Origin of the sequence: Streptomyces gobitricini (assembly GCF_039532985.1) — a bacterium.
In the GTDB taxonomy this organism is placed as follows: domain Bacteria; phylum Actinomycetota; class Actinomycetes; order Streptomycetales; family Streptomycetaceae; genus Streptomyces; species Streptomyces gobitricini.
In genome coordinates this window covers 1-2,066 of the sequence record NZ_BAAASR010000017.1, presented here as the reverse complement: position 1 = coordinate 2,066, position 2,066 = coordinate 1, and the positions used below count along the sequence as shown (strand labels likewise).

The window sequence follows — 2,066 nt, the reverse complement described above, 5'->3', positions numbered from 1 at the left end:
ACCGTCCTCATGCCCCCGGCGTAGCTCCCGGCGGCACGAGGGCGGGACGGCCGATCAGTGGCCGTCCCGCCCTCGTGGCCTCGTGGCGTCTTCCGTCGTCGGTGTACGGCTCCCGCTCCGTCGTCGCCTCCGTCATCGCCGCCCCCGTCGTCGCCTCCGTCCACGACTCCGTCAGGCCGGCAGACCGAGGAGGACCAGCGGTGTGGTGGTGGGCTGGGGCGAACCACCGCTCGGTTCGACCGTGACCCCCACGCCGCCGGCCCCGCCGACGTCTCCTTCCATCAGCCGGCCGCCGTCGTGGGTGACGAGACCGGCCGGTCTCATCTTTCCGCCGTCGTCGAACCACAGCTGGTAGGTCTTGTCCCGAGGAAGTTCCGGGAGATCCGATGCCAGGAAGACCGCGCTGTTCTCGCTGCGGGAGACGACGACCGCGGCCCTCGCCCCGCCCTTGACCTCTCCGGTGACGGTCCGCGCGTCGGGAGCGGACAGGACACGGGCCATGTCGGCCGTCTCCGCCCGTGCCTGCTGGGCCCGCTGGTCGGCCAGGCGTGCTTCCTGGTACTGCCAGGCGGCCACCCCTCCGAACGCGGTGGCCGCGGCCACACAGGCAGCCAGCACCAGTCTCGGCAGGTACCGGCGACGGGCGGCGGTGCTGAGCGGAGCTTCCCGGCCGACGTGCGGGGGAAGCTGGCGCACCGACCGGATCCGTTCCAGGACCTGCCCCTTGAGCGCCTCCGGCGGCGCGGCCGACACGGCCGTTCCCAGCCGGGCCGCTGTGGCCCGCAGCTCTACGACCTCCTGCGCACACGCGGGGCAGCCCCGCAGGTGCCGCTCGAACGCTTCGCGCTCGTCGTCGGGCAGCGCGTCGAGGGCGTACGCACCGGTGGGGGCGTGCATGTGGTCATCGTTCATGTGCTCACTCCCATGCAGTCGCGCAGCCGGATCAGTCCGTCACGCAGTCGGGTCTTGACCGTGCCCAACGGCGCCGACAGCGAGACGGCGACCTCCCGGTAGGTGTAGCCCTGGTAGTAGGCGAGCGTCACGGCCTGGCGCTGCAAGTCGGTCAGGGTCCTCAGACAGCGCCGTACCTGCTCGCTCTCCAGCCGGACGGTGACTTCCTCGCTCACCTGGTCGTACGCGGGTGTGTGGTCGCGGCGCGCGGTGCGCTGCTCCCGGTTCGTGGCCGCCTGCTCGGACCGGACGCGGTCCACGGCGCGGCGGTGGGCCATCGTCATCACCCACGTCATCCCGCTGCCCTGTTCGGGACGGAACCGGGTCGCCGTGCGCCACACCTCGACCATGACCTCCTGCGTGACCTCCTCCGACTGCGAGGGATCACGCAGCACCTTCAGCACGAGCCCGAAAACGGGACCCGCGACGCGGTCGTAGAGGGCCGGGAAGGCGTCACGGTCACCGCTCGCGACGCGCGCGATGATGTCGGCCAGATCGGGGCCGTCGGCCTGTGGCATGCCACCGAAGCGTACGGATTCCCTCACCGGGCACCACCACGGCGGACGCCACCACCGGTGCGGTGGGGCGGCATGTGTTGAGCGGCCATACGCGACTCTCCCCGTCCTGACAGGTGACCCAAGTGTCACCTTCGGTCTTGCTTCCGAGATTGGTTCGTAGCCGTCCGCCGTGTGGATGGGTGGCTCCCGTCACACGACACAAGCCCAAAGAGTGAGCGGGTAGGCCAATCCGCAGCGCTCCTCGCGACGAATGACGGACGTGAGGGAAGCGGTACGGCCCTCAGCGCCCTACCCGGGGCCCTGGCCCGTACCCGTCCGAGACTCCCTCCCTCTTCCAAGGAGACCGCCCCATGTTTCTCACCCGCTCGCGTCGCGCCGTGTCCGCAGTCGTCCTGGCAGGCGCTCTGCCCCTCGTCCTCACTGCCTGTGGCATGAACGACGCGGACGCCGGAAGCGACAAGTCCTCCAGCCCGTCGGCCGCGCAGGACAGCCCCGCGCAGGACGGCACGGCGAACGCGCAGGCCTCAGGGCCGTTCGGTCCGGGGTGTGCGTCGGTGCCGGAGGAGGGTGCGGGGTCGTTCGGGGGGATGGCGAAGG

2 protein-coding genes and 1 pseudogene are annotated in these 2,066 nt (G+C 71.2%); 1 reads left to right on the top strand and 2 read right to left on the bottom strand.

Annotated elements, in window-relative coordinates:
- Nucleotides 1-171: 171 nt before the first annotated feature.
- Both ABD347_RS15370 and ABD347_RS15365 read right to left on the bottom strand, forming a co-directional pair.
- Nucleotides 172-912, bottom strand: coding sequence for an anti-sigma factor (locus ABD347_RS15370; RefSeq protein WP_344361324.1), 741 nt, complete (start codon nucleotides 910-912; stop codon nucleotides 172-174).
- Nucleotides 909-1,496: a sigma-70 family RNA polymerase sigma factor gene (locus ABD347_RS15365; RefSeq protein WP_344361322.1), complete on the bottom strand. Its 588-nt coding sequence runs from the start codon at nucleotides 1,494-1,496 to the stop codon at nucleotides 909-911. The genes ABD347_RS15370 and ABD347_RS15365 overlap by 4 nt, the downstream gene beginning before the upstream one ends.
- A 323-nt stretch (nucleotides 1,497-1,819) precedes the next feature.
- Between ABD347_RS15365 and ABD347_RS15360 the strand changes: the two are divergent.
- Nucleotides 1,820-2,066, top strand: a pseudogene (locus ABD347_RS15360) (fasciclin domain-containing protein); the annotation flags it as partial.

Bases quoted from the DNA above. Each gene is read 5' to 3' on its own strand.
- ABD347_RS15370 (WP_344361324.1), bottom strand. From the start codon at position 912: ATGAACGATGACCACATGCACGCCCCCACCGGTGCGTACGCCCTCGAC.